This window comes from Shewanella sp. SM69, from assembly GCF_025653985.1.
Classification (GTDB): Bacteria; Pseudomonadota; Gammaproteobacteria; order Enterobacterales; family Shewanellaceae; genus Shewanella; species Shewanella oncorhynchi.
Window position 1 is genome coordinate 163,822 of sequence record NZ_JAKKRV010000007.1, and the last position, 26,308, is coordinate 190,129.

Annotated in this window: 22 protein-coding genes and 13 tRNA genes; 12 read left to right on the top strand and 23 right to left on the bottom strand. The window is 45.3% G+C overall.

Annotated elements, in window-relative coordinates; all coding sequences use genetic code 11:
- Positions 1–12: 12 nt before the first annotated feature.
- The 5 genes from secD to L5M37_RS11715 all read right to left on the bottom strand — a co-directional run bounded on the left by secD (position 13) and on the right by L5M37_RS11715 (position 4,836).
- A complete protein-coding gene (gene secD / locus L5M37_RS11695) occupies positions 13–1,863 on the bottom strand; it encodes a protein translocase subunit SecD (protein ID WP_173496405.1) in 1,851 nt (616 codons plus the stop codon).
- Positions 1,864–1,880: 17 nt separating this feature from the next.
- On the bottom strand, positions 1,881–2,213 hold the full coding sequence (gene yajC, locus L5M37_RS11700; protein WP_007649452.1) for a preprotein translocase subunit YajC: 333 nt from the start codon (positions 2,211–2,213) through the stop codon (positions 1,881–1,883).
- Between the two features lie 27 nt (positions 2,214–2,240).
- The gene (gene tgt, locus L5M37_RS11705; protein WP_006082277.1) at positions 2,241–3,365 is read right to left on the bottom strand and encodes a tRNA guanosine(34) transglycosylase Tgt; all 1,125 of its coding nucleotides are present in this window, start codon (positions 3,363–3,365) and stop codon (positions 2,241–2,243) included.
- Positions 3,366–3,526: 161 nt separating this feature from the next.
- A complete protein-coding gene (gene queA / locus L5M37_RS11710) occupies positions 3,527–4,564 on the bottom strand; it encodes a tRNA preQ1(34) S-adenosylmethionine ribosyltransferase-isomerase QueA (RefSeq protein WP_263177984.1) in 1,038 nt (345 codons plus the stop codon).
- Positions 4,565–4,626: 62 nt separating this feature from the next.
- Complete coding sequence (locus L5M37_RS11715) at positions 4,627–4,836, bottom strand: hypothetical protein (RefSeq protein WP_263177985.1); 210 nt, start codon at positions 4,834–4,836, stop codon at positions 4,627–4,629.
- Positions 4,837–5,042: 206 nt separating this feature from the next.
- Here L5M37_RS11715 and L5M37_RS11720 point away from each other — a divergent pair, with 206 nt between their 5' ends.
- A complete protein-coding gene (locus tag L5M37_RS11720; RefSeq protein WP_263177987.1) occupies positions 5,043–5,666 on the top strand; it encodes an acyl carrier protein phosphodiesterase in 624 nt (207 codons plus the stop codon).
- Between the two features lie 75 nt (positions 5,667–5,741).
- Positions 5,742–6,413 carry an RluA family pseudouridine synthase gene (locus L5M37_RS11725; protein ID WP_263177988.1) on the top strand — a complete coding sequence of 224 codons (672 nt, stop codon included), beginning with the start codon at positions 5,742–5,744 and terminating at the stop codon, positions 6,411–6,413.
- Positions 6,414–6,511: 98 nt separating this feature from the next.
- Here the strand turns inward: L5M37_RS11725 and L5M37_RS11730 are convergent, their stop codons facing one another.
- The 3 genes from L5M37_RS11730 to L5M37_RS11740 form a co-directional block, all read right to left on the bottom strand.
- The gene (locus tag L5M37_RS11730; protein ID WP_263200573.1) at positions 6,512–6,952 is read right to left on the bottom strand and encodes a hypothetical protein; all 441 of its coding nucleotides are present in this window, start codon (positions 6,950–6,952) and stop codon (positions 6,512–6,514) included.
- Between the two features lie 384 nt (positions 6,953–7,336).
- A complete protein-coding gene (locus tag L5M37_RS11735) occupies positions 7,337–7,804 on the bottom strand; it encodes a DUF3617 domain-containing protein (protein ID WP_263146161.1) in 468 nt (155 codons plus the stop codon).
- A gap of 143 nt (positions 7,805–7,947) precedes the next feature.
- The gene (locus tag L5M37_RS11740) at positions 7,948–8,364 is read right to left on the bottom strand and encodes a DUF4279 domain-containing protein (RefSeq protein WP_263177990.1); all 417 of its coding nucleotides are present in this window, start codon (positions 8,362–8,364) and stop codon (positions 7,948–7,950) included.
- A gap of 669 nt (positions 8,365–9,033) precedes the next feature.
- Here L5M37_RS11740 and L5M37_RS11745 point away from each other — a divergent pair.
- Positions 9,034–10,413, top strand: a complete 1,380-nt coding sequence (locus tag L5M37_RS11745) for a Gfo/Idh/MocA family oxidoreductase (RefSeq protein WP_263177992.1) — start codon at positions 9,034–9,036, stop codon at positions 10,411–10,413.
- 171 nt (positions 10,414–10,584) lie between these two features.
- On the opposite strand, the gene L5M37_RS11750 is transcribed toward L5M37_RS11745, so the two are convergent.
- From L5M37_RS11750 to L5M37_RS11780, 7 genes are all read right to left on the bottom strand, one after another.
- The gene (locus tag L5M37_RS11750; protein WP_263177993.1) at positions 10,585–11,109 is read right to left on the bottom strand and encodes a CIA30 family protein; all 525 of its coding nucleotides are present in this window, start codon (positions 11,107–11,109) and stop codon (positions 10,585–10,587) included.
- Between the two features lie 75 nt (positions 11,110–11,184).
- Positions 11,185–12,411, bottom strand: a complete 1,227-nt coding sequence (gene sstT / locus L5M37_RS11755) for a serine/threonine transporter SstT (RefSeq protein ID WP_263173791.1) — start codon at positions 12,409–12,411, stop codon at positions 11,185–11,187.
- A 171-nt stretch (positions 12,412–12,582) separates the two neighbouring features.
- A complete protein-coding gene (locus tag L5M37_RS11760; protein ID WP_028761082.1) occupies positions 12,583–13,482 on the bottom strand; it encodes a chemotaxis protein CheV in 900 nt (299 codons plus the stop codon).
- Between the two features lie 139 nt (positions 13,483–13,621).
- Positions 13,622–14,092 (bottom strand): dual specificity protein phosphatase family protein, encoded by a 471-nt coding sequence (locus L5M37_RS11765; protein ID WP_263166658.1) that lies wholly within the window; start codon positions 14,090–14,092, stop codon positions 13,622–13,624.
- 72 nt (positions 14,093–14,164) lie between these two features.
- On the bottom strand, positions 14,165–15,448 hold the full coding sequence (locus L5M37_RS11770) for a DEAD/DEAH box helicase (protein WP_263166656.1): 1,284 nt from the start codon (positions 15,446–15,448) through the stop codon (positions 14,165–14,167).
- Between the two features lie 47 nt (positions 15,449–15,495).
- A complete protein-coding gene (locus L5M37_RS11775) occupies positions 15,496–16,053 on the bottom strand; it encodes a methylated-DNA--[protein]-cysteine S-methyltransferase (RefSeq protein WP_263166654.1) in 558 nt (185 codons plus the stop codon).
- Positions 16,054–16,157: 104 nt separating this feature from the next.
- Positions 16,158–17,855: an Ada metal-binding domain-containing protein gene (locus L5M37_RS11780; protein WP_263166651.1), complete on the bottom strand. Its 1,698-nt coding sequence runs from the start codon at positions 17,853–17,855 to the stop codon at positions 16,158–16,160.
- A gap of 172 nt (positions 17,856–18,027) precedes the next feature.
- On the opposite strand from L5M37_RS11780, the gene L5M37_RS11785 reads away from it, so the two are divergent.
- A complete protein-coding gene (locus L5M37_RS11785; RefSeq protein WP_263200574.1) occupies positions 18,028–19,857 on the top strand; it encodes an ABC transporter ATP-binding protein in 1,830 nt (609 codons plus the stop codon).
- 573 nt (positions 19,858–20,430) lie between these two features.
- Here L5M37_RS11785 and L5M37_RS11790 read toward each other — a convergent pair.
- The 8 genes from L5M37_RS11790 to gltX form a co-directional block, all read right to left on the bottom strand.
- Positions 20,431–20,506, bottom strand: a tRNA-Glu gene (locus tag L5M37_RS11790).
- 118 nt (positions 20,507–20,624) lie between these two features.
- Positions 20,625–20,700: transfer RNA gene (locus L5M37_RS11795), tRNA-Glu, on the bottom strand.
- A gap of 131 nt (positions 20,701–20,831) precedes the next feature.
- Positions 20,832–20,907 (bottom strand) — tRNA-Glu (locus tag L5M37_RS11800).
- A gap of 118 nt (positions 20,908–21,025) precedes the next feature.
- Positions 21,026–21,101, bottom strand: a tRNA-Glu gene (locus L5M37_RS11805).
- A 130-nt stretch (positions 21,102–21,231) separates the two neighbouring features.
- Positions 21,232–21,307, bottom strand: a tRNA-Ala gene (locus L5M37_RS11810).
- Positions 21,308–21,411: 104 nt separating this feature from the next.
- Positions 21,412–21,487 (bottom strand) — tRNA-Glu (locus L5M37_RS11815).
- A 63-nt stretch (positions 21,488–21,550) separates the two neighbouring features.
- A tRNA-Ala gene (locus L5M37_RS11820) sits at positions 21,551–21,626 on the bottom strand.
- 105 nt (positions 21,627–21,731) lie between these two features.
- A complete protein-coding gene (gltX, locus tag L5M37_RS11825; RefSeq protein WP_168824307.1) occupies positions 21,732–23,141 on the bottom strand; it encodes a glutamate--tRNA ligase in 1,410 nt (469 codons plus the stop codon).
- Positions 23,142–23,756: 615 nt separating this feature from the next.
- Between gltX and L5M37_RS11830 the strand changes: the two genes are divergently transcribed.
- From L5M37_RS11830 to L5M37_RS11865, 8 genes are all read left to right on the top strand, one after another.
- Positions 23,757–23,832, top strand: a tRNA-Val gene (locus L5M37_RS11830).
- Positions 23,833–23,876: 44 nt separating this feature from the next.
- Positions 23,877–23,952: transfer RNA gene (locus L5M37_RS11835), tRNA-Val, on the top strand.
- A gap of 37 nt (positions 23,953–23,989) precedes the next feature.
- A tRNA-Val gene (locus tag L5M37_RS11840) sits at positions 23,990–24,065 on the top strand.
- A 48-nt stretch (positions 24,066–24,113) separates the two neighbouring features.
- Positions 24,114–24,189 (top strand) — tRNA-Val (locus tag L5M37_RS11845).
- A gap of 28 nt (positions 24,190–24,217) precedes the next feature.
- Positions 24,218–24,293 (top strand) — tRNA-Val (locus tag L5M37_RS11850).
- A gap of 28 nt (positions 24,294–24,321) precedes the next feature.
- Positions 24,322–24,397: transfer RNA gene (locus L5M37_RS11855), tRNA-Val, on the top strand.
- A 167-nt stretch (positions 24,398–24,564) separates the two neighbouring features.
- Positions 24,565–24,795, top strand: coding sequence for a hypothetical protein (locus L5M37_RS11860; RefSeq protein ID WP_105252063.1), 231 nt, complete (start codon positions 24,565–24,567; stop codon positions 24,793–24,795).
- 467 nt (positions 24,796–25,262) lie between these two features.
- Positions 25,263–26,282: a TRAP transporter substrate-binding protein gene (locus tag L5M37_RS11865; RefSeq protein WP_113941003.1), complete on the top strand. Its 1,020-nt coding sequence runs from the start codon at positions 25,263–25,265 to the stop codon at positions 26,280–26,282.
- The last annotated feature ends 26 nt before the right edge of the window (positions 26,283–26,308 follow it).

Consider the following 26,308-nt stretch of genomic DNA (forward strand, 5'->3'; position numbering starts at 1 on the left):
TGTCACTTCCCCTTAGATAGACAGAGTCTTCACGCGCTTACCACCCCAAATCGCGTTAACGATTGAGCGAGTACCCACGATGGCGGTAAACATAGAAGTCGCAATACCTATCATTAAGGTCACAGCGAAGCCTTTAATCGCACCAGTACCTACGGCAAACAAAATGAGCGCAGTGATGAAGGTGGTGATGTTCGCATCGGCGATAGTTGAGAAAGCATTACCATAACCTTCATGGATTGCCTGCTGTACGCTACGTCCTGCACGAAGCTCTTCACGAATACGCTCATAAATCAGCACGTTGCCGTCAACCGCCATACCGACCGTCAACACCATACCGGCAATACCGGGTAGGGTTAACACAGCGCCAGGGATCATAGACATAACGCCCACAACCATGACTAAGTTTGCGGTTAAAGCCAGGTTAGCAATAAGCCCAAAGCTACGGTAGTAAACCAACATAAAGAGTAAGACAACTGCCATACCCCATACCATAGCTTGTACACCGCTTTGAATGTTTTCAGCACCTAAGCTTGGACCAATGGTACGTTCTTCAACAATTGATACAGGAGCAATCAAGGCACCCGCACGCAGTAATAGCGCAAGGTTTTGTGCTTCACCATGACTTAAGCCAGTGATCACAAAGTTACGGCCTAAACGGGCTTGAATGGTCGCGACAGAAATCACTTCTTGGATTTTCTGCATCTTAACGCTGCCATCGGCATTGCGATCACCACTGTCTTTATATTCGATGAACAAAGTCGCCATAGGCTTGCCTATGTTGTCTTTGGTCACGTCAGAAAAAATGGTACCGCCTTTAGCGTCGAGGTTGATACTGACCTGAGGACGACTGTACTGGTCAAAGCTAGGTTGTGCGCCAGTGATATGGTCACCCGTCAACATCACTTCTTTCTTCAATATCACAGTGCCACCTTCGCGGCGCTGATACACTTCAGAACCCGCAGGTACACGGCCTGATTGCGCAGCATTCGGATCGGCTTTGTCATCCACCATATGGAATTCAATTGATGCGGTTGCACCTAAGATTTCCTTAGCGCGAGCCGTATCTTGCACACCTGGCAGCTCAACGATAATGCGCTCGGCGCCTTGACGTTGTACTACAGGCTCAGCCACACCTAACTCATTAACACGGTTACGAATTGTGGTAATGTTCTGTTGCAGTGCTTCTTCTTTAATCTGCTTTAGATAAGCTTCACTCATCACAGCTTGCAGCGCGAAATCTTCGCCACGGCTAGCGTCGGTGAACACCATATCTTTATTGCGAGTCTTAAGGAAACGCTCGGCAGTCGCTAAGTTTTCAGCATCACGGAACTTGATTTCAATTCCAGTAGCATTAACACGAATACCAGCATAACGAATGGTTTCTTCACGTAATTGTGAACGGAAATCAGCAACTTTAGCTTCTTCCATCTTACGAATCGCTTCGCCCATGTCCACTTCCATGAGGAAATGCACACCACCGCGAAGGTCAAGACCGAGCTTCATTGGGCTGCCGCCCATGGACTCGAGCCACTTAGGCGTCGCAGGCGCTAAGTTAAGTGCCACTGTAAACTTGTCACCTAAGCTGTCAGCAATGAGTTCTTTCGCCAGTAGCTGTTGATCCGCATTTTGCAAACGGACCAACAACTGACCTTTTTCAAGCTCAGAGCGCTTTACCGCAATGCTCTTACTGGCTAACAGCTCGTTCACACTGGCTTGGGTAGATGCTGTTACTTCAGCACCTCGAGTCGCCACCACTTGCACCGCGTGATCTTCACCAAAAAGGTTAGGTACGGCATAGAAACAACCTATGGCGATGACGAGCATCACCATAATGTTTTTCCACATTGGGTATTTATTTAACACGCCTGAGCCCTCTTGGCTTACAACGACTGGATAGAGCCCTTAGGCAATACAGCTGCAATATAGTCTTTTTTGATCGTGATTTGTGTTGTGTCGTTCAAGCTCAGTAACACGTAATCGCTTTCGTCGCTGATTTTTGCAATCTTGCCTAAAATCCCACCACTGGTTAACACTTCATCGCCTTTGCCTAATGAAGACATCAGATTTTTGTGCTCTTTAACGCGTTTTGATTGCGGACGGAAAATCATGAAATAGAAAATCAGGCCGAAAATCGCCAGCATGAAAATCAGTTCCATCGTGCCGCCACCTTGTGGTGCGCCGGCAGCGCTTGCATATGCATTTGAAATAAACATAGTTTTTCTCTTCTTATTAGCAAAAAATCAATCGACTAACTCTGGTACTTCGCGACCTTGACTGGTATAGAAGTCCGCCACAAAGGCGTCTAATGTACCCGTCTCAATCGCACCGCGCAAACCTTCCATTAACATTTGATAGTATCTCAAGTTGTGAATGGTGTTTAAACGCGCACCCAGAATCTCATTACAACGATCTAAGTGGTAAAGATACGCCCGTGAATAATTTTTACAGGTATAACAATCACACTTAGTATCAAGTGGTGACGTGTCATCTCTATGACGCGCATTGCGTATTTTGATCACACCTTCACTCGTAAACAGATGACCGTTGCGGGCATTACGGGTTGGCATCACACAGTCAAACATGTCAACACCACGACGTACACCTTCAACTAAATCTTCTGGTTTACCGACCCCCATCAGATAGCGAGGTTTGTCTGCAGGAATTTGCGGGCAAATATGCTCAAGAATGCGATGCATATCTGCTTTAGGCTCTCCTACGGCCAAACCACCGACGGCATAACCGTCGAAACCAATATCGACTAAGCCTTTTAAGCTTTCGTCGCGTAAATCTTCATACACACCGCCCTGAATAATACCGAAGAGTGAGTTAGGGTTCTCTAAACGGTCAAATTCATCACGCGAACGTCTTGCCCAACGCAAAGACATCTGCATTGACTTGCGCGCTTCATCTTCAGTGGCAGGATACGGGGTACATTCGTCAAAAATCATCACCACATCACTGCCCAATGCATCTTGAATTTGCATTGATTTTTCAGGATCTAAGAATATTTTTTCACCATTAATGGGCGAACGGAAATGCACACCTTCTTCGGTGATCTTACGGATATCGCCAAGACTAAACACTTGGAAACCGCCCGAGTCCGTTAAAATAGGACGCTGCCAGTTCATAAAGTCATGCAAGTCACCGTGCTTACGCATGATTTCTTCGCCTGGGCGCAACCATAAATGGAAAGTGTTACCGAGCAAAATATCCGCGCCAGTGGCACGTACTTCTTCCGGTGTCATGCCTTTCACTGTGCCGTAGGTTCCTACCGGCATAAAAGCGGGGGTTTCTACTGTGCCACGATCAAAAATTAACCGACCACGGCGCGCACGCCCGTCGGTAGTGTCTAATTCAAATTTCATAATTCACCTCGCCAGATAAACAGTCTGACTACATTTTTAATGGCTAATGCCATTTTGATTAACAATAGAGATGGGGACAGCCTTAAAAGGTTCAATCTTTTAACGAAAAAAATTGCCGCACAATCTCACTTTGGGCGGCTATTTTAAAACAAAATCTTGGTCTAGTGGGCTTTTTTCGTCACAAACATCGCATCGCCATAGCTAAAGAAGCGATATTTTTGCGTGATAGCATGTTGATACGCCGCCATAACATGATCAAAACCGGCAAAAGCACTCACTAACATGATCAAAGTTGATTCAGGTAGATGAAAATTTGTCACCATAGCATCGACCACTTGGAATTCATAACCTGGGTAAATAAAGATATCGGTATCGCCGCTAAAAGCTTTGAGTTCGCCAAGGCTTGCGCGTGCCGCACTTTCTAAGGAGCGCACTGACGTCGTCCCCACGGCCACCACACGTTTACCCGCAGCTTTGGTTTGCGCGATTAAATCAACCACATCCTGCGGCACATTCGCCCACTCGGAATGCATCTTGTGTTCAAGAATAGTATCGACACGCACTGGCTGAAATGTTCCCGCGCCCACATGCAAGGTCACAAACGCGACATTCACGCCCTTGGCTTTTAATGCATCGAGCATGGCATCGTCAAAATGCAAACCCGCCGTTGGCGCGGCAACTGCGCCAGGATTTTGGTTATACACGGTTTGATAGCGCTCTTTGTCGGCATCTTCATCGGGTCTATCGATATAAGGAGGCAAAGGCATGTGCCCTACTGCTTCAAGCACTTCTAAGATGGTTAACTCGGATAACAACTCAAGTTCAAACAAAGTATCGTGGCGGGCGACCATCTTCATTTGATAGCCACCGTCGAGATGGATTAACGAATCCACTTTAGGGGATTTAGAGCTGCGAACATGGGCGAGGATGCGCTTATCATCGAGCATACGCTCAACTAAAATTTCTAACTTGCCACCACTGGCCTTTTGACCAAACATGCGCGCGGGGATCACTCGGGTATTGTTGAACACCATTAAATCGCCGGAATTAATCATCCCCAGCAGATCGGTAAACTGCTTGTCGCCTAACGCACCAGAGTTGCCGTCTAAGGTTAACAGACGGGATGCATTACGCTGCGCCATAGGATAACGAGCGATCAGCTCATCGGGGAGATCGAAAGAAAAGTCTGCAACGCGCATATTGGCCTCTAGATAGCTTAGAACGGCGGCTAGTCTATGGTTAGAGGCCAATAAGATCAAGATTACTTATTGCCAATGTCCACTTCTTGCTCGGGTTCCACTGGATTAATGCCATCTTGGGGCTGATTGTCATCGGCATCGAATTTTAGCCGCGAGCGACTAAAGTCATCCATGCTGAAACGGTGTTGTTCAAAGGGGATTTCTATTAGCACTTTTTTGCGCTTCTGCTGCTCGTCTTTACCAAGCATTTTGGTGAACCAGTTCCACATCATCCATGATCCTAAAAAAGTTATTGATTTTATTTCACTTTCCCTTATCGATTACTATGTCAACATTTAAGTCAGCCATAATTATTCACGGCGAATCAAATGTCATTATCAATAAAAAGTGAAAAAATACTGCATTTTTAGCTTCGGCGCTTTCCTAAGCGCGCTTGTGCATGATACCGTGAACCGACGTGGTTAACCAAGCACAAATAATGAACTTTCTTACACACTTACATCTCGCCGACATCAGTAAAACCCACCTTGCTGCCAACGTAGCAGGTAACTATATTCAAGCGCCAATTGCACAAGCTCCAATTGAGTTACGCCAAGCTTTATGGCTAAACCAAGAGATTAATGCCCTTTGCGCCAGCCATGAATTGACGATTGAATTAATGGAAGCTTTCCCTGCGCCCTTAAGAAGCATAGCAGCAGAACTCATGGCGGTGAGTTTCGATCACTATTTAGCTTACTATTGGGAAGAATATCACCACCAACCCTTGGATGAATTCAGCAGCAAGGCCTATGACGCGTTAGATGCTTTCGCCACGCAAGGCGTTGATCCATACCATCCAGAGGCATTATTTACACTCTTGCCCACAATGCGCAGCGCCGATTGGCTAGGCAGCTACACCACCGAAAAAGGATTACAACAAGCCTTAGCACAAGTGGCCAAACAGCATCCGCAAGCCGCACTGTTCAAAGATGCCCATAAAGTCGTCAATAAAATGCAGATAGAAATCGAAACCGCGTTCCGCACTTTTTATCCGCAGCTGATGGCTTATACCCGTATTTGGAGCCGTAAGACGCCTGTAGAATATTTGCCCTCACCCCTCTAAGAATAAGCAAGCATGAGATTATGCTGTGTGCCAGCGTAAATTTTGCTAGTATTGCAGCGCAAAAATGAGGACAAGATGCAGATATTTGATTACCAGCCCCCAGCAGTTCCTTGGCTAGACATACGCTATAAAGATAGAGATCTGATTATCATCAACAAACCTTCGGGATTATTGTCTAATCCGGGTCGAGCGGCTCACACCTTCGATTGCGCGTTAACCCGCTTACAAGCCCTTTATCCAGAAACAATTTTAGTGCATAGGCTCGACTGTGCGACCTCGGGCATTATGGTGTTCGCCCGTAATAAAAAAGCAGAGTCGCATTTAAAAACACAGTTTCAAGATAGACAGAGTAAGAAAGTCTATATTGCCGAAGTGATGGGACATGTGCTGCAAGAACAGGGGATTATTGACCTCGCGATAGTGCCAGACACTGAACATCCGCCCTATCAAAAAACGCTACAGGCGGGAGAGACTGGCGGCAAAAGCGCCCTCACTCACTACTGTGTATTAGAGCGCCGAGAAAACAGCACCTTAGTCGAGCTTTCGCCAGAAACAGGCCGCACCCATCAATTGCGTGTGCATATGCTTGCCCTAGGCCATGCGATTTTGGGTGATGAGTTTTACGGTGATGCCGAGGTTATAAAGGCCAGACCGCGTTTATGTTTACATGCACAAAACTTAAGTTTGACCCATCCCTATTCGGGTAAACCGCTGTTTTTTAGCAGCAAACATCCATTTACTGAATAACTTAAGCCACTCGCTACAATTCCATAAAAGCAAAAGGTCGCGACTTAGCTCTTAGCTATCGTGCGACCTTAGTTATTTACTGATTCGACTGTCGTCGTTTAAGCGACGCGTATACCTTGACCAAAATCGACATCAGCCGCTAATTTTTCTGCTTGGAAATAACAGCCCTGCACATTACAAAATTGTAATTGCTGCGACGATGTAACGATAAAAAATTCACCAAAGAAATTGCCGCCAACATCCTCTAGCTTATGGCCCTCAGGAGTTTGCGTCATATAGACTTCATCTAAACTATGGCAGCCATCGCTAAACCAAGTTTCTAAAAAATATTTATCGTCTTCTTTATAGAGGGTAATTTTGTCCCCCAATAAAGGACGCCCATCTAACCAACGACCTATAATTTCACGATTTTGCATATCTGTCTCCCGCCAATGAAGGCGACGGCGTTTTTCAATCCCAGACATCCTGATATCCTTATGCAATACCCAATCACCTAAAGTGAATGTCAGTTGTGGTAGTACATTAAGCATAGAACCCATTTAACTCTTTACTCCCCACAGCAGCAAATTACTTCAAATCGCCCGTCAAATGTAACTTTTTGGTTAATTTAAATCTGCTAAATATTTAAAATATAAAAGATAAATTCCTTTGACTAATTAATCGGCAGTGTAGCTCAATCTAAAAATAAAAACGCGATCTTTATCACTATTTACTTATCGCTAAAGTAAAGGCAGCTAAAAGACTTATCTAGCGAGCTGAATAAAAACACCGCGCTGTATAGACGTCGATAAAATGAGAACGGCAGCCAAACAGACCAACTGGCAATGTCAGCAAAAGTCCAATAAATCCCCTCTATATTACTAACTGCCCTCATAACATCCTTGCTAACCGTTATGCGTCAAGTTGAAGAGTTTGTATGGCACTTAGTCACAAGCGCCAATATATTTTCCATTGCCAACGAGTTTCGACTTGATTTTCATTGACTCTTCAGAGATTGTCACTTCAAGCTTAGAAGTGAACGTTTTCCCATTGAAACGCATTTCACCCACTGTTTTAGATGCACCATCAGGGCTAGTGCATGATGTTTCAAACACCATCTTGTTAGCACTGATCCAATTGCTGTTGGTTTGGCATTCTTCGCCTTCATTTTCTTCAGGCTCTAAATCAAATGCAGAGGCGATGTCATTTATGCATTCAGTTTCCGTGTAATCAGGCCTTTTGGCCATGCTCCGCATCATTTTCTCCATTTCAGGAGGTGCGTCTATTTCTACTATTTCGGATTTCCAAGTGGTTTCCCATAAACCCGGTTTGAAGTCATAGTTTTCAGCGTGAAGATGAGTTGATGCCACTATGAGTCCAGTTAACATCACTTTAGTAATTAGGTGGGTCATTTATTATTCCTTTAATTAATGAAAAACAAGTAAGGTTTTAGTGCCTAGCGCCCAAATTTAGCACGCAAAGTCGTGCTGCGGGTTGAGGTCGCAGCCAGCAATTTTGCTGGCTTTAACATTTGTTTTTAGGGGCGACAACCATCTTAATCGTCCGACCCACTATAAACATCTAAACTTAAAACAATTCTACGTTGACCAAGTGCCAGCATGATTTCAGGTGACAAGCTCAAACCATCATTCCAGTTGCCCATAAACAAGCCGCAGAACATGTCAACTTTGTAGCTTTGGTAAAGCTTTTCCCATATCGCTAAGTCACTTGTTAGCTGGGATAAAATTGCTCCAATCTGCGCGTTTAGGTCTTCTGGCTCTCTCTTTTTAGCCTGAAAATGCCAGCTACCCGTTTTGGCAATCCGCACTTTTCCACTGGTTTTGCTGACATCTTCATCACCTTTCTTTTTACTTTTAGTTGCTGTACCACCAAGTAAATTTGATACGTCTTCAGGTATCAAATCATCCCCGAAGATCCGAAGAGTGGCTTGTGAATATTCAAATGCACCCATAAAAGGCCCTAATGCTGAGCTAAAAAGCGCCAATGCAGCGTAGCGTTGGCGTCCATAGCAAAATAAAAACGCACACACTTAACTATTTGTATTAACTAGAAGTTATCAGCTTTCTACCGCTTTTCATATACAAGAATCCATCAGAAAGACACGCATGCGCGTTTTCCAGACCAATTATCCTAAAACGGTAACCTGTAAGTGTTTAATTTTAAATATTTTTAGATTTAGATGTTTGAGATAACACGCACGTGTATTGACAGAAAGTACTCACAAACAAGCAATTTAGATACGATTGTATCTCTTCCAGTTTCTACGACTCTTGATGAAGAGTTAAGCACAAGGGGGCTGTAGCGTTATTTCTACAAATCTAGAACTCAATCCTTTGGTATGAATATGCTCCATATATTGCCCACTTTCGTTTTTTAGTTTGGTTTGATCATATTGATGAACTCGTAATAAAAATAACTCAAGAAATTGTTTTTTTAAAATTTTTACACAACCCCATAACGTACGCATTTCATATATCAAATGGACTTATAGGAGCTTGTTACATCTTTTATTGCCAATTTTAATAGGGTTTCTGATATAACCCATAAGTGAATTACCGCACAAGTAAGACCAAGTGATATTTCAATATCCCTACAAAACAAAAATAAAGCAGGAAGCGCTATGCATAACATTCATCGTCGTCACTTTCTTAAGGCAGCGGGTGCAGCTACCGCCGGACTCGTCACAGCCAATATTGCCCTCAACGCCTACGCCAGTAGTGTCGCCCCTAAACCACAAACGGGTAAATCCGTTATCGGACTCATAGCACCCAAGATGGACGTGGTTCGAGTTGGCTTTATCGGTGTTGGCGAGCGTGGCTTTAGCCATGTCGAGCAATTCTGTCATTTAGAAGGCGTTGAACTTAAAGCTATTTGTGATACTCACCCAGCGGTGCTGGACAGAGCCGTGGATCATATCGTTAAACAGAATCGGCCAAAACCGGCTGTCTATACAGGTAATGACCTGAGCTATCGCGATCTCTTGAGCCGCGATGATATTGATATTGTGATCATTTCTACTCCATGGGAATGGCACGCACCTATGGCGATAGAGACGATGGAAAGCGGTAAACATGCCTTTGTCGAAGTACCGTTAGCACTCACAGTAGAAGAATGCTGGCAAATTGTGGATACCGCTGAACGCACTCAGAAAAACTGCATGATGATGGAAAACGTCAACTACGGCCGTGAAGAACTTATGGTTCTCAACATGGTACGCCAAGGTGTGTTTGGTGAGTTGCTCCACGGTGAAGCCGCTTATATCCACGAGCTACGCTGGCAGATGAAGGAAATAGACCATAAGACGGGCTCATGGCGAACTTATTGGCATACCAAGCGCAACGGTAACTTGTACCCGACCCACGGTTTAGGACCAGTTTCCCAGTATATGAACATCAACCGCGGTGATAGATTTGATTATCTAACCTCGATGAGTTCGCCCGCTCTTGGCCGTGCGCTCTATGCTAAACGTGAATTCCCCGCCGATCATGAGCGTAATCAGCTCAAGTACATCAATGGGGATATCAATACCAGTCTGATTAAGACCGTTAAGGGCCGGACCATCATGGTGCAGCATGACACTACGAGCCCAAGACCTTACAGTCGCCACAATTTAATCCAAGGGACAAATGGCGTGTTTGCGGGTTTCCCGAATCGTATCGCCGTCGAAAATGGTGGCTTTGGTCAAAGTTACCACGAGTGGGATATGGACATGCAAAAGTGGTATGACAAATATGATCACCCTCTGTGGCAACGAATAGGCAAAGAAGCTGAGATTAACGGCGGCCACGGCGGCATGGATTTTGTGATGTTATGGCGCATGATTTATTGCCTGCGCAATGGCGAGGCCTTAGATCAGGATGTGTACGATGGCGCGTCTTGGTCGGTGGTGAATATCTTAAGTGAACATTCAGTCAATGACCGCAGTAATTCAGTCACCTTCCCAGATTTTACCCGCGGCGCATGGCAAACGGCCAAACCCTTAGGGATTGTCGGCGCTTAAGCAGCGGCTTTCGCCAAACTCATCATTTTGATGGGTTCACCATAAGGATAAGTGCCTCGGCCTTATCCTTTTCTTAAATGAAGCCTAGAGATGCCCACACCATCAATAGCAAGTAATAAGAGACAAGCAATTAGGGGCAACAAACTCATGATAAGAAACCAACTATAAACGCTAATAGTAGCCAATTCCTTTGATTTTCAAAGAAAAATCACCACTCTGCTGGGCACCAATCACTAACCCTAGACTACAAACTTGGCTTAAATCCATTGCCACTCGGGAAATCGGTTTACCCCGACATTGGGGCAAGAAGTCACTGAAGGGAATTTCTATCCGCTGCCAATTCAAGACTCTAGCGCCACTCACGCCAAACGTTTGATGACTTGGCGCGGGCATAGGCGCTTGATAAACCGTGCTTTGGGGTGTGTCGACATCCTTTAGATTCACTTTATAATCTTTAGGTCGGTCGCCATCGAGTTCGACATAGATCCCAGTAAATCCACTGACATCTATAGGGCTAAACTCACAACGCACTGAAGCAAACCCGCCGCCATTTGCCAGCGACACATGGCCACTAAACTCACCATAGCCTAAAGGTGACACCGTCATCTTACTGCGGGACAAACCGCCCATCACAGTGTCATTTATTCCATACCAGGGCTTTGCGGCATCTAGCACTTTAAAATCAAAAAAGATCATAACGACTCCCATAAAAAAAGCAGCCACCTAAGTGACTGCTTCCATAATACTTTTCAATACGAATAACAGCCCTCGTTAACGCAGTTTAGCTTTATTCTCAGCGGCTTCACAAGCAGCAGCGGTAAAGATAACGTCAGTAGAGCTGTTCAATGCGGTTTCGGCTGCATCTTGAACCACACCAATAATAAAGCCGACAGCGACTACTTGCATGGCGACATCATTAGAAATACCAAACAAGCTACAAGCCAGTGGGATCAACAGTAATGAACCACCCGCCACACCCGAGGCGCCGCAAGCCGAAATAGCGGCGACAACGCTCAATAACAATGCGGTGAGTAAATCGACTTGAATGCCCAAGGTATGCGCCGCAGCTAAGGTCAATACCGTAATAGTGATCGCCGCGCCGCCCATATTGATGGTGGCACCTAAGGGAATAGAGACTGAATAAGTGTCTTCATGCAGATTTAATTTTTCACACAGCGCCATATTCACCGGAATATTCGCCGCACTCGAGCGGGTAAAAAATGCCGTCACGCCACTTTCACGCAAACAACGAAATACCAACGGATAGGGATTACGTTTAATCTTCACGTAAACAATTAAAGGATTAACGATTAACGCAATAATGGCCATCGCACCTAATAACACAGCCAATAACTGCGCATAACCCGCAATTGCGGCAAAACCGGTTTCAGCAAACGTCGCAGCAACTAAACCAAAAATACCAATAGGTGCTAAACGAATAATGAAATGCACCATTTGCGAAATGCCGTGGCTCATGTCGGCAAATACTTGCTTAGTCGAATCGCTAGCATGATGTAAGGCTAGACCTAAACCCACACCCCAAGCAAGAATACCAATATAGTTGCCCGTCATTAACGCATTCACTGGATTATCAACCAGTTTAAATAATAAGGTATGGATCACTTCACCAATACCTTGTGGAGGACTTGTACCTTCCACACCAGCAACCAAAACTAAAGTCGTGGGGAAAATAGAGCTTAAAATCACAGCAGTTAACGCCGCGGCAAAGGTACCCAATAAATACAGGATCACAATTGGGCGCATATTGGTTTGCGTATTTTTCTTTTGATTGGCAATCGATGATGCTACTAAGATAAATACCAGTATTGGAGCAATCGCTTTTAATGCTCCAACGAATAAACTGCCTAAGAAGGCGATATCTTTTGCGCTATCGGGTGAAAAACTCGCTAACACCACACCAGCGATAATCCCTAATAAGATTTGTAATACGAGACTGCCATTAGCCAACTTAGCTAATAATGATGATTCTTGTTTCATGGTTTAACCTGTCGTTATTATATTTCGGTTGAGATCCCCAACGCGCACCTTCGGAAATGAGGCCAATAAGGTTTTTATAGGATGTAACTAGACTTGTCTAGTTTTGCGGGGAAATAAGCTAACTAAATTACCCTTGTCCCGCAAAAAGCATACAAAAAACTAACAAGCGCCTTATTGGCGCTGCTTCATGGCTAAATCGGCACCACGCAACATGGCATCAATCAACTCGTGGGCATCGAACTTAGTCAGCGCTTCATTTGCCCCCACTTGGTGGGCCTGACTCACGCTTATTTCGCTGGATAAAGACGTGTGTAAAATGATGTAGGCCTTGGCAGTCAGTGGATTATCACGCACCTCAAATGCCAGTTCGTAACCATCTAGTCCCGGCATCTCGATATCACTCACCAGAATATCTATGGGATGATGCTCTAGTGCCGCTTGTTCCATCATGACTAAGGCTTCTTTACCGTCGGCGGTCACTCGATAAGGGATGTTGATCATATCAAGGGCGTCGGATAACTGCTTACGTGCCACCTTAGAATCATCCACTAACAGGATATTCATGGGTTTGAGTTTCTCACGCTGCACATCGGTCAAGATTGCCCGATTTGCCTGTGGGTTATTCGGGAAAATTTTCGACAGCAATAACTCAACATCGAGCAATTGTACTAACTGGTCCTCAAAACGAGTCACGCCAGTCAAGTAAGCATTCTTGCCCAAATTGGCAGAAGGCGCCTCAATATCGCGCCAATTACATTCAATAATCTTATCGATACCGCGCACTAAAAAGCCAATGATCATCCGCTGACAGTCAGTGATGATGATGTAGCATTTTTCGCGCTCTTCAGGGGCTATCGGCCGATAGCCAATCGCAGCCGCCATATCGATGATAGGAATCGTATGGCCACGAATCGTTGAAGCGCCAAGAATCGTCGGATGAGATTGGGGAATTTTGCTTAGCTGTGTGTACGGCACCAGCTCACGCACTTTCAACGTGCCTAAGGCAAACACTTGAGTCTGTGATAACCGAAACAGTAGTAATCCCTGTGACTGACTTGCCTTACTTTTCATAATTAGATAAATAACTCACTAAAAACAACCTTCGGATAGCTTAACCTTAACACAGTAAAATTTTGATGACTAAGGTCAAACGAATGAAACTATTATTACCTATTTATTAATAGGTTCGATGCCAATCGCCGACAAGTGCTTAGTCTTGCAATGCATACAAGACATCAAAGGCGAATTGATCCCAACCTTCGGCAGTAAAAGCAATATCGCGAATATTACGAACTTGGCTCACCGCATGTAATGGCGCTGCACCATTGACCATCAAGTAATAGGCCATGATAAGACTGGTGCGATCCTTACCCGAGCGGCAATGGATCACCACAGGTAATCCATCGGCTTCACACTGCTGAATAAAAGCTAATGCCTTGGGCAATTGAGCGACACAAATCGCCACATCCCCATCTTGGGGCGGCACATTGCGCGAAAAGGGAATACATTCGTAACGTAAATCGAGCTTTTTAAAGGTGCTAGGCTCACAGCCTTCGCCCCCATTGACCGATAGAATGGCACCAATACCGGCCTCTTTAAGCGCCTGCAAATCCCAAGGATCTTTATTGGGACCACTGCGCCCTGCGACTTTACCTTCAACTAACCAGAATAAGTGTTGCATAAACCTTACCTACGACAAGTGAGATGACAAGGAACGCCAGAGATAAGCTAAGAATAGCTTGTTTCCAACGACTTAAGATTTTTTACCCCAAAATTCAGCATTGGCAGGCGGTAACTGTTTACGTTTTTTTTTACCCGAACCTTCGGGCTTGGCGACAGGTTTAGCTTGTTCTAACAGTTCGGCTGGCATTTCGTCATCGGCTTCAAAACCGACAATTTGCTCACGCACTAACTTAAGCTTGTTCTTTTTCTCTATCACGCCAAAGTGGTGATAATCCTCATGGGAAATCAAGGTCACAGCTAAGCCCGCTTCACCGGCGCGGCCACTACGGCCAATGCGATGCATATAATCCGCTGGGCTTCTTGGTAAATCAAAGTTGATCACCACAGGCAGTTTATCGATATCGATACCACGGGCGGCAATGTCAGTGGCGATTAACACACTGATCTCACCATTTTTAAACCCATCGAGCACTCGCGTACGTGCGCCTTGGGCTTTATCGCCATGGAACACTTCGGCACTGATCCCACGTTTAGACAATTTTTGCGCTAAATGATTACAGGTATTTTTGGCACTCACAAAAATCAACGCCTGTGACCACTGATGTTCTTTAATCAGATGCGCCAATAATGCGGTTTTCATCGGACGATTAACGGTAATCACCCGTTGATGAATCGTGCTTTCTTGTTCACTTTGAAATTGATATTCAAGCGGATCATTCAGCAGTTTTGCCGTTAATTCGCGGACTTCTTCAGGGAATGTCGCTGAGAATAATAAGGTTTGTTTCTTGACGGGCAACGCATCGAGTACTTGGGCTAATTCTTCTGTAAAACCAAGGCTTAACATGCGGTCGGCTTCATCGAGCACTAAGGCACTAACGCGGTTAAGTTTGATGGCATTGCTGGACAACAGATCTAACAAACGACCCGGCGTTGCCACTAATACGTCAGCACCAGCGCGTAGGCTCTGCATTTGCGCATTGACTGACACACCGCCAAACGCGGCGACAATTTTTAGCTTGCCATTCAAATGCGAAGCATAGGACAAAAAGCTGTCTGCGACTTGCTGGGCTAATTCACGGGTTGGTACTAAGACCAAACAACGAACATAAGCGCCTGTCTTATCGTCTGTTTTTGCTTCAACAAGTTGCTGCAACAGCGGCACGGCAAAGGCTGCCGTTTTACCCGAGCCCGTATTGGCGCCGGCTAACACATCCCGCCCAGCGAGCACAGCGGGAATCGTCGCCGCCTGTACTGGTGTGGGCGAAACATACGCTAATTCGGTTAGTCGATTTAGCAAAGGTGCAATAATGCCGAGTTGGGCAAAGCTTGCCGCAGAGGAAGAAGCCTGAGTCATAGAAAGTTTAACTGCTCACCAATATCTTAATAGGCGGCTATTCTAGCTTAAATATCGAGGCAGTGCTTGTCAGTTTCCAGCGTTAACAACTGCTGTTTCATCGCAAGCCCGTAGGCGTAACCCGTTAACTTGCCATTTTTGCCTATTACTCTATGGCAAGGCACAATAATCGCAATGGGATTGGCGCCATTGGCCGCGCCCACGGCGCGCACTGCCTTAGGCCGACCGATTTGCTCGGCAATCTGCCCATAACTGCAGCTCTGGCCGTAATCTAAATTGAGCAAGGCTTGCCATACGTCGCGCTGAAATTCAGTGCCCTTGGGCGCGAGCTTTAAATCAAATTCAACCCGCTCACCCGCAAAGTAATTCGCAAGCTGCGTCTGAGTTTCGCGAATATGCGCCTTAGCTTGATTGAGGGCATCCTCACTCGCCTTGGCAAGCGTAATCTCAGTGCGATCCGAGCCGACAACGGTTAAATGGCTCAGCCCATAGGCATTGGCATTTAACTGTAATATTCCGGCAGGACTGACAAACGTATCCACGGCGCAGGGTTGATATTCTGCAATGCTTGGCGCTTGGCTCAATTGACGAATTGCATGTTTCATAATCTGTCTCTTCGTTTGCTCTTTGTTTGATCTTAATTTGGTACTTAACTGAACTGCTAACTCATCTTTTTAAACTGGCAGTTCAATATAAGGCGGCTTGATGGTTATTGATGCCAGAGCTGAAAGGTTAAGTAACTGCCCCACGGGGCAATTTGTTGACTCAGCTGCTCGCACAATTTGGGATAGCTCACTGCCGCTGCTGCCGTTTCATCTAACTTATTGTTCTTGATATATAAGGCCAATAAATGCTTTTTAACAATCAAATCGGTATGCAAAAACACATTGGGATCGCCCAAACCGCGGAGCTTAGCATACGCGATTGTCCAAGGACCTATGCCCTTAACGCTGAGCCAATCCTCGACACTCGCCTCAGGATGATCACAGATAAACGCCGCGAGCGCATTGAGGGCTAACTTACGAGCGCCGGGCATTTTTAGCTCAGTTAGACTCGCCTCACGAATGGCCTCAGGTGTAGGAAATAAACGATACTCGCAACCATTGAGACTAAAGCGCTCACCATAGGCTTCAACCAATATATTCAGTAGCTTAGTCGCCTGCACGACAGTCACTTGCTGACCCAAGATCGCGCGGCAAACCGCTTCAAACAAAGATCCTGCGCCAGGAATGCGCAATCCCGAAAACGGCATTAAACCTAAACTCGGCAGCGTACTTAAACCTTGCTCAATCTGCTGCATATCCGCATCGAGATCTAAAATGCGTCGCACCTCAGTGACCAGCAATTGCAGCTCATCAACGGCGGAATCTTCGGTCAAAGCAATCGCAAGTTTGAAGCGATTCAGCTTAGGCTCATGGATAATTTGCACTGTGCCGCGCATCTTGCCTATGGCAAAACAGCGACCATATTCGAGCCCGTTATCATCAGCTTTGGCTTCAGCGGCAAGGTTCGTTTCATCTGCAATCTGAACTGCATCGCTCGCTTGTGGATGACTGACTTGCGGCGTGAACCATTCCATCCCCGTCACCGCACGTAAGCGATAAAATGCCAGCTGCGATGCCCAATCCAATGGGGGTCGATAGTATTGATATAGGGTTAATCCATAGTGCGGCACAAATTCACCCAAAGTATCAATTTCACCGAATCCTGTTGATGAATCAATATCCTGCTCCTTTGCCGCCTTAGTTAAAGCGGTCTTTCTTAATTGCGTTGGCGTCAATTGTAAGGTTTGCTTAAATGCCTCATTGAAACGGCGAATACTGTTAAAACCCGCCGCCAACGCGACTTGGGTGATAGGTAATTGGGTTTGATGTAGCAGTTGTTTTGCAAACAGTAACTGCCGGTATAAGGCATATTGTTTAGGCGAAGTGCCAAAACCTTCGGTAAAGAGCTTATTGAGATAACGACTGCTTATCCCTAATCTGTCAGCCAATTGTGTCACAGTCGAGGCTGGCTCTCCCGATGATTTCCCCGCTAATGCGCCCGCTTCAATTAAACTAATGGCCCTCGCCAACGTTGTGCCAGTGCCTTTCCACGGATTTGAACCTGGCGCACTGTCGGGCCGACAACGCAAACACGGGCGTAATCCAGCCTGTGCGGCTTTCACGGCCGAACCAAAATAACGCACATTCTGCTCTTTTGGCGCGACGGCGGGACACACGGTACGGCAATAAATGCCCGTCGTTAATACGCCCACAAAAAACTTACCATCAAAACGCGGATCGCGGCTCATCCTCGCCTCACGGCAAATAGACGCAGAAAGTTGCCCCGCACTGGACTCCAGTGAATGCACTGAGTCTATTTCATCACGCTTAATCGCACTCTCAGACGCTCTATCTGTACTCATTTTTCATCACGCCCGACAATATTCGCTCACAATTAATTTCTTGTTCATTACTTTACGTAAAACTAGCATGTAGCACTAGCGGAAAACGGAACTCAATCATTTCAATGCTTTTAGGGAATGAAATCCTATATGCTATACGCGACTATTTTTTATCTCACCATAGAGTTAATTCATGTTTAAACGATTTGAATCTTGGGTTGAAGCCCTCCCCGATGATGAACCGACTAAACCACCCACTGGGGTTTATGCTTTTTGTCGCCACTACACTAAGGGCTACGAACTGCCGCTGATCTTAATGTCAGTGCTGACCGCCATGCTGGCCATGCTTGAAGTGTCACTGTTCGGATTCATGGGCCAATTAGTGGATTGGCTGGTGAAAAAAAATCCCGAAACCTTATTCCAAGACGAAGGCACGACCTTAATGCTGATGGGAGGTATGGTGATAATTGTGATGCCAATATTGGTATTACTGCATGCGCTTATCATGCATCAAACCTTGCTCGGCAATTATCCTATGTCGATCCGCTGGCTTGCACACCGTTATTTGCTAAAACAAAGTGTATCGTTTTATCAAGATGATTTTGCTGGCAGAATCGCCACGAAAGTGATGCAAACCTCCTTAGCCGTGCGCGAAACTGTGATGAAATTGCTCGATGTGTTGGTATACATTTTAGTGTATTTCACCTCTATGCTGGTGATGATTGCCAGCGCTGATCTGCGCTTAGTCATACCTATGCTCGTCTGGCTTGCACTGTATGTTGGTCTGCAATGGTACTTTGTGCCTAGACTAAAAAGTGTCTCTACCGAGCAAGCCGATGCGCGCTCCACCATGACAGGCCGTATCGTCGACAGCTATACCAATATCACCACAGTGAAGCTATTCGCCCACACACAGAAAGAAGCCGAATACGCCAAATCCAGTATGCGGATATTTTTAGACACGGTTTATCGCCAAATGCGCTTAGTGACGGGCATCAGCGTCAGTGTGCAAATCATCAACTATCTGTTGGCCTTTAGTATTGCAGCAGTATCGATAGCCCTATGGACCGATAGCGCAATCACGGTCGGCGCCATCGCCATTGCGGTCAGTTTAGCACTGCGCTTAAACGGCATGTCACAGTGGATAATGTGGGAAATCAGTTCGTTATTCGAAAATATCGGCACGGTTACCGATGGAATGAACACCTTATCGAAAACAACGATCATCCAAGATGAGCCAAACGCCAAGGCGCTGGTCGTCAATCATGGCAAGATTGATTTCAACCAAGTGTGTTTCCATTACGGTGAGCAGACTGCCGTGATTGAAGATCTGAATTTGAATATTAAAGCAGGTGAAAAAGTTGGCTTAGTGGGGCGTTCTGGCGCGGGTAAATCGACCCTAGTGAATCTACTAATGCGATTCTACGATGTTGAAAAAGGTCAGATTAATATCGATGATCAAGACATCAAGATGGTTATGCAAGATTCACTGCGTTCGCAAATTGGCATGGTGACCCAAGATACCTCCCTCTTGCACCGCACCATCCGCGAGAATATTCTTTACGGCAATCCCAGTGCCAGTGAAGAGCAACTTGATCGCGCGATTAAACAAGCTCAAGCCTATGACTTTATTCAGGAACTCAGTGATCCTAACGGTAATCATGGCTTAGATGCCCAAGTGGGTGAACGCGGCGTAAAACTCTCTGGTGGCCAAAGACAGCGTATCGCCATCGCGCGGGTTTTATTGAAAAATGCGCCCATTTTACTGCTTGATGAAGCCACATCTGCACTAGATTCCGAAGTCGAAGCTGCTATTCAAGAAAGTTTGTATGAATTAATGCAAGGCAAGACAGTGATCGCGATTGCCCATCGACTTTCGACTATTGCCGCGATGGACAGGTTAATTGTATTAGATCAAGGCCGAGTCGTTGAGCAAGGCACGCACCATGAACTCATCGCCGCAGGCGGTATTTATGCTCAATTATGGGCCCACCAAACCGGTGGATTCTTAGGTGTAGACTAAGCCAAAGGTGAGATGACGAAAGTCGACACTCAGCAGTGAGTGTCGCCTTTTTTATCTCAAATAAGTTTCCACCTAATTCTGCCCTCTTCCCACATAGCTTCACTCTTACACTCGCCCGCATATTCACCGCAACGATACACTATTCAGCTATTACAATGGCGACCGTGAGAACGGCTCACTTCAAATTGCGCTCGTTTAGCGATTGGAAGCATGAGATAAATCGCAATTAACGATTCAACTTATCAGTATTGAAAGTGGCAGCATTCAAAGTGCCAACACACTGAATAATCCGAAAGGTAAGTTTTAGCCATGGGTTAGCGCAAGGTTAAGCAGGAAAACACTTAAATAATTCTTATCACACGATTGAACAGAATGACTTCACCACACGAAGTAAGCCTCTCGAAGCATCATTTATTTAGGTGGTTTGAATTGGTGGGTAAATTCGGCTTCGGCGTATGACTCGTAAATGAATCGGGGAGATCTCAATTTAATACTCAAAATTTAGACACAAAAAAACCACCTTGAGGTGGTTTATTGTCTTTAATCAAAGTTTCGATAAACCTTGATTAAAATTGGTATCCCCTAGGGGATTCGAACCCCTGTTACCGCCGTGAAAGGGCGGTGTCCTAGGCCTCTAGACGAAGGGGACCCGGACTTATGATTTAACTCGTAACCGAGCTTTGTAACACATTCACTTCAGTAGGCTAGGAAGCAAATGCCTTGTTCTTACCAAAAAACTCGTTAGTTATTTGCTAGGAACCAAAATGTGGTATCCCCTAGGGGATTCGAACCCCTGTTACCGCCGTGAAAGGGCGGTGTCCTAGGCCTCTAGACGAAGGGGACCCGGACTTATGATTTAACTCGTAACCGAGTTTTGTAACACATTCACTTCAGTAGGCTAGGAAGCAAATGCCTTGTTCTTACCAAACAACTCGTTAGTTATTTGCTAGGAACCACTCTCTATAAAATATAGATGGTATCCCCTAGGGGATTCGAACCCCTGTTACCGCCGTGAAAGGGCGGTGTCCTAGGCCTCTAGACGAAGGGGACCCGGACTTATGTTTTAACTCGTAACCGAGCTTTGTAACACATTCGCTTCAGTAGGCTAGGAAGCAAATGCCTTGTTCTTACCAAACAACACGTTAGTTATTTGCTAGGAACCAAAATGTGGTATCCCCTAGGGGATTCGAACCCCTGTTACCGCCGTGAAAGGGCGGTGTCCTAGGCCTCTAGACGAAGGGGACCCGGACATATTAATTTGAACTTAACGTTCCCGTTTAACATCTACGGTATCATAGGCACTCTTCTAGGTAGCAAAGTGTGCCTTGGGTGTATTAATTTAAACTTTCGTTTCTGCTTAATAAGGCAGTAAATTGGTGGAGCTACACGGGATCGAACCGTGGACCTCTTGCATGCCATGCAAGCGCTCTCCCAGCTGAGCTATAGCCCCAAATTTTTGTCAACACAGCTAACTTTAGCAGTATATGTATCAGCAGAAATTTAGATTTTGTTCTTACCAAACAACACGTTAGTTATTTGCTAGGAACCAATATTTGGTATCCCCTAGGGGATTCGAACCCCTGTTACCGCCGTGAAAGGGCGGTGTCCTAGGCCTCTAGACGAAGGGGACCCTGGACATATTAATTTGAACTTTTCACTAGAAAAGGTTCCCGTTTAACATCTACGGTAAGTTTGGTGGAGCTACACGGGATCGAACCGTGGACCTCTTGCATGCCATGCAAGCGCTCTCCCAGCTGAGCTATAACCCCAAACCTATCGAACTACATTTAAGTGCACCGCAAGCATTTGCTCGACTGTGTCTCAACTGCGTGGCGCATTCTATGCAGCGCACCTAAAAGTGTCAACTCGTTTTTTTAGGAATTTATTCTATCTGCTACAAATTCAATCGCTTTGGATATTCTTTGCTCAGAACGGCTTCTTCCAATTAAAAATAGTGTGATATCTAAGCCTGGAGACTGCCCTGCCCCTGTTACTGCAACACGTAAAGGCATACCGACCTTACCCATACCCACATCTAATTCAGTCGCAGTATCTTCAATTGCCTGATGAATAGCTTCAGCTGTCCACTCAGTTAATGCCGATAATTTCTGTTGCACCAGTTGCAATGGCTCTAACGCAACACCGCGTAAATGCTTTTTCGCCTGTGCTTCATCAAACTCAGCAAAATCTTCATAGAAATAGCGGCTAGATGCGGCTAACTCTTTTAGAGTCTTAGCGCGCTCAGCTAATGCAGTGACCACTTCAGCTAATGCAGGGCCATTTGACAGATCAATTTTTTGATCGTCCATGTGCCATTGTAAGTGTGTTGCCACATATTCTGGATCTAGGCTCTTTATATAGTGTTGGTTCAACCACACCAGTTTATCGGTATTAAAAGCAGAAGCGGCTTTGTTGATGTCACTCAACTTAAAGAATTGCTTCATTTCTTCTAATGAAAAAATCTCTTGGTCGCCATGTGACCAACCTAAACGCACTAAATAGTTCAGCAGTGCTTCTGGTAAATAGCCATCGTCACGGTACTGCATTACGCTAACAGCGCCATGGCGCTTAGACAACTTAGCGCCGTCATCACCTAGAATCATAGATACGTGTGCATATTCTGGGATCGGCGCCCCTAATGCTTTAAGAATGTTGATTTGACGCGGGGTATTGTTGATATGATCTTCACCACGCACCACACAAGTGATCCCCATATCCCAATCGTCAACCACCACACAGAAGTTATAGGTTGGCACGCCGTCGGTACGGGCGATGATCAAGTCATCTAATGCCTCGTTAGAAAATTCAATCCGACCACGAACATGGTCATCAAATACCACTGAACCACCGATTGGATTTTTAAAACGCACCACAAATGGTTCATCAGTCTCGCGAGCGGGTAAGTCGCGACAGCAACCATCATACTTTTGTGCTTCACCGTTAGCGGCCTGTGATTCTCTTAAGGCATCGATTCGCTCACGTGAACAGTAACATTTATACGCTGTGCCCTTTTCTAACATTTGAGCAATGATTTCGTTATAACGGTCAAAACGCTTAGTTTGGTAATATGGGCCCTCGTCCCATGTCAAACCTAGCCAGTTCATGCCTTCTAAAATCGCATCGCAAGCGGCTTGAGTCGAACGCTCAATATCAGTGTCTTCAATACGTAATACAAACTCACCGTTATTTGCACGGGCTTGTAACCAAGAATAAAGTGCAGTACGGGCACCACCAACATGCAAGAAACCGGTAGGACTAGGGGCAAAACGCGTCTTAGTTGTCATAATGGGACACTAACCTATATAAAGTCGTCTAGATAAAGACAATCACGATAAAAAAAGTGGGCTTATTCTAACAGTCAAAGCAGGCGCTGCAAATGGGACAAGCTTCACAGTATCACTTATCTGGTTAAATCGTGTCGCGAATCCCTCCCTTTTATAGGGAAGCCAATATAAAGCGATATATAAAGGTGGCACTATTGCTATCGCCACCATTGATGAATGCTAACACTTGAGATGATTTTTCAGGCTTTATATTCCAACCCCTAAATCTCTACACCTATATTCCTTCGATTATAAATATCTGCGCCATCGAACACGCGCATCTATACACTATCAATGCACTCATACTATTAGTGCGTAGTGCGCTAATTTTTATAAATCACTCACTTCCTCAGCACTTTTACCACAAAAAAATCCGGTGAATGGGATGAGTTCAACTCGTATTTAATCGCGAGCGTCCAAATTACGTACCATTGACTGGCGAATTAAATAACACTTTGATCGGCGGCGTGATTAGCATTAAGCCAATGTGGACAAAAATAGCGCGACCAATGCTTTTTTCACTAAAAAGCGTTGACACTAGATCGAACCTCCCTATAATACGGCTCCACACAGCGAGGTCGATTAGCTCAGCTGGGAGAGCACCTCCCTTACAAGGAGGGGGTCACTGGTTCGAGCCCAGTATCGACCACCATATTTTCTACAAAGAAATTATGGCATACAAAATGTTATATCCCAGGTCGCTTAGCTCAGCTGGGAGAGCACCTCCCTTACAAGGAGGGGGTCACTGGTTCGAGCCCAGTAGCGACCACCATATAACTTAATGTATTAATGTGTAAAAGTCATTCCCAGGTCGCTTAGCTCAGCTGGGAGAGCACCTCCCTTACAAGGAGGGGGTCACTGGTTCGAGCCCAGTAGCGACCACCATTCTTTAGTGAAAAATGACTTAAAAATTGTGTAGTTTAAGAATGCCCAGGTCGCTTAGCTCAGCTGGGAGAGCACCTCCCTTACAAGGAGGGGGTCACTGGTTCGAGCCCAGTAGCGACCACCACATTCTGCAATACACATGTTATATCCCAGGTCGCTTAGCTCAGCTGGGAGAGCACCTCCCTTACAAGGAGGGGGTCACTGGTTCGAGCCCAGTAGCGACCACCATATTCTGCAACACACACGTTATATCCCAGGTCGCTTAGCTCAGCTGGGAGAGCACCTCCCTTACAAGGAGGGGGTCACTGGTTCGAGCCCAGTAGCGACCACCATATTTCTCCCCCAATAAACTTTACCCACGTGCTCACTCAACTATGCTTGATCTCAATCAGCGAGTGATAAATTGTACTGTTCGGCATTTTATATTTCGTTAAATACTAAGCACTATCGACACTCAGCCTGATTTCATTCTGCTTTAGCATTTTTGGAGATCTACATTATGGCCAGCGTCAGTCAATCCGCTTCTCTTGCCAATATCGCCACTTATTTAAAGCATACCCACGCCTGCGATGAGCAAACAGCTCTAAAAGAAGCGCGGGAAGTCATGCATAATCTCGTCAGCATGCGCCAAAAAGGCTTTATTACCGGTTGGTACTTTGATGAACAAGGCCATTTAGCCTTGTTACCTAGCGATGCTATCCTTAAACGTATTCTTTTAGAGGATGACTAACAGCATCAAATGAATTGTGTCTTGATTGACTACGATAGCTATCGACTTAACCTCCATAGACTTCACATCTCACCTACACTTCTTCTCCTAAAGCAACCCACCACAATATTTGTCGTTATATCGCATACTTTTACGGCTTTTTTTGATCTCAAAATAACTAAGTTTGTTTAATTTATCTGCAACGACAAGAGCCGTCAATTTGGGGCCGCTCTTCACTATGGGTGGGTTTCCACCCAAACACAAAATCACTGTGAGCGAGATCTCACCCACCAAACTAAAAGTGTGACAAACATCAAATGAACTACACTTTAGTAACCAAACACTTACAGAAGCCAGTGTAAGTTGGCGTGGTATTTGCCTTTAGTAAGACAGACCTCAGGGAAATCAAGGCTGTATTCCTACTCAAACTTGGTAACAAACTAACCAAGACTGAGGACAAATCCTAACAACAGAAAAAGGAACTCAAGATGATATTGAATCAACAAACTGGATTGACCCGTCCACTCAAAACCTTAGTCAAAATGCTCGCTGTTGCCTCCGTATTTGCGACCAGTTTTAACGTATTTGCAGAACCGATTGAAATTAAGTTTTCGCACGTTGTGGCAGAAAACACACCTAAAGGCCAAATGGCACTTAAATTTAAAGAACTCGTTGAACAACGTTTACCAGGTGAATACAAAGTCAGTGTATTTCCTAGCTCACAGTTATTTGGGGATAACAACGAACTAGCGGCACTGCTGTTAAACGACGTACAATTTGTCGCGCCTTCACTCTCAAAGTTTGAGCGTTACACTAAACGTCTACAAATATTCGATTTACCTTTCCTATTCAATGATATGGATGCCGTGAACCGTTTCCAACAAGGTGAAGCTGGTCAAACATTACTGAACTCCATGAGCCGTAAAGGAATTGTCGGTCTGGGTTATTTACACAATGGTATGAAACAGTTCTCATCTAACACACCACTTAAAAATCCTGCTGATGCAAAAGGCTTGAAATTCCGCGTTATGGCATCTGATGTTCTAGCAGCCCAGTTTGATGCTGTTGGTGCAATCCCTGTGAAAAAACCTTTCTCTGAAGTATTTACCCTACTTCAAACCCGCGCTATCGATGGTCAAGAAAACACTTGGTCAAATACTTATTCACAAAAGTTCTATGAAGTGCAAAGCCAAATCACTGAAAGTAATCACGGTGTTCTCGACTATATGGTCGTGACCTCTGACACTTTCTGGAAAGGTCTACCTGCTGACAAACGTAAGATCATCAAAGAAGCTTTAGACGAATCTATCGCATTAGGTAACAAGATTGCCGCTGAAAAAGACAATGAAGACAAACAGTTAATCCTTGATTCTAAACGTTCACAGTTAGTAACTCTGTCTCCTGCTGAACGTCAAAAATGGGTTGAGGTAATGAAACCTGTTTGGGCTAAGTTTGAAGATCAAATCGGTAAAGATGTGATTGATGCTGCTGTAGCTGCAAATAAATAATAATGATGATGATGATGATAGCCGCT